General features: G+C 65.0%; 1 protein-coding gene and 1 pseudogene. Both read right to left on the minus strand.

Annotated elements, in window-relative coordinates; translation table 11 throughout:
• Positions 1 to 1,188 (minus strand): ABC transporter ATP-binding protein (locus EOA33_RS35940; protein ID WP_145989518.1); only part of this gene is annotated, 1,188 nt, incomplete at its 3' end.
• Positions 1,188 to 1,345, minus strand: a pseudogene (locus EOA33_RS35945) (ABC transporter permease); the annotation flags it as partial. The gene EOA33_RS35940 and the pseudogene EOA33_RS35945, both read right to left, overlap by 1 nt.

Here is a 1,345-nt window from a genome sequence, read left to right on the forward strand (position 1 = left end):
CATGCCGAAGTAGAATTCCAGCGGACGGCCGATGATGGTGCCGACCGTCTGGCGCGGGTTCATCGCCACGTCGGCCATCTGGTAGATCATCTGCAGCTGGCGCAGGTCCTCCTTCGGCCTGTCGGAAAGCCTGTTGCCAAGCGTGCGGCCATCGAAGACGACGCTGCCTTGCTCGGGCGGCAACAGTCCGGTGATGGCGCGCGCCAGCGTCGATTTGCCGGACCCGGATTCCCCGACGACGGCCAAGGTCTGGCCCGGATAGATGTCGACCGACACGTTCTTCAGCACCTTGACGTGGCCGCCGCCATAGGCTGCCGTCACGTTCTTCACCGACAGCACCGGTGCCGTGCCCGGCTGCTGTTCCTGATGCTCGATCTCATGCACCGAGACCAGCGCGTTGGTGTATTCCTGGCGCGGCTCCTTGATGATCTGGCGCGTGCCGCCCCATTCGACCAGCCGGCCGTGACGCAGCACCATGATCTCGTCCGACACCTGGGCGACGACGGCAAGGTCGTGGGTTATGTATAAAGCCGCCACATGCGTGTCGCGGATGGCATCCTTGATCGCCGCCAGCACGTCGATCTGCGTCGTTACGTCGAGCGCCGTGGTCGGCTCGTCGAAGACGATCAGGTCCGGTTCCGAGCAGAGCGCCATCGCCGTCATCACGCGCTGCAACTGGCCGCCGGAGACCTGGTGCGGAAAGCGTTCGCCGATCGTTTCCGGGTTGGGCAGGCTGAGCTTCTTGAACAAGGCGACGGCTCGCTTCTCGGCCTCTGCCCGGGTTGCCGTGCCGTGCAGAAGCGAGGCTTCCACCACCTGGTCCATCAGGCGGTGCGCCGGATTGAAGGCGGCCGCCGCCGACTGCGCGACGTAACAAACCTCGCGGCCTCGCAATTTGCGGAAACCTTCCTTGCCGCCCTTCAATATGTCGCGGCCGTTGAGGATGACCTCGCCGCCGGTGATGCGCACCCCGCCGCGGCCATAGCCCATCGACGACAGGCCGATGGTCGACTTGCCGGCGCCGGACTCGCCGATCAGGCCGAGCACCTTGCCCTTCTCCAGCGTCAGCGAGACATCGTGGACAAGGGTTACCGTCTTCGGCTGCTCGCCGGGAGGATAAACCGTGGCCTCGATGCGCAGATTGCGAATGTCGAGCAGCAGGCCGGACTTCGCTTTGCTGTCAGCCATCACCCGCGTCCTCCCTTCAGGCTTGTCGTGCGGTTCAGCACCCAGTCGGCGACGAGGTTGACCGAGATCGCCAGTGCTGCGATCGCCGCCGAGGGAATGAGCGCGGCCGCAATGCCGAAGACGATGCCGTCCTTGTTTTCCTTGACCATGCCGCCCC

This window comes from Mesorhizobium sp. M4A.F.Ca.ET.050.02.1.1 (assembly GCF_003997725.1).
In the GTDB taxonomy this organism is placed as follows: domain Bacteria; phylum Pseudomonadota; class Alphaproteobacteria; order Rhizobiales; family Rhizobiaceae; genus Mesorhizobium.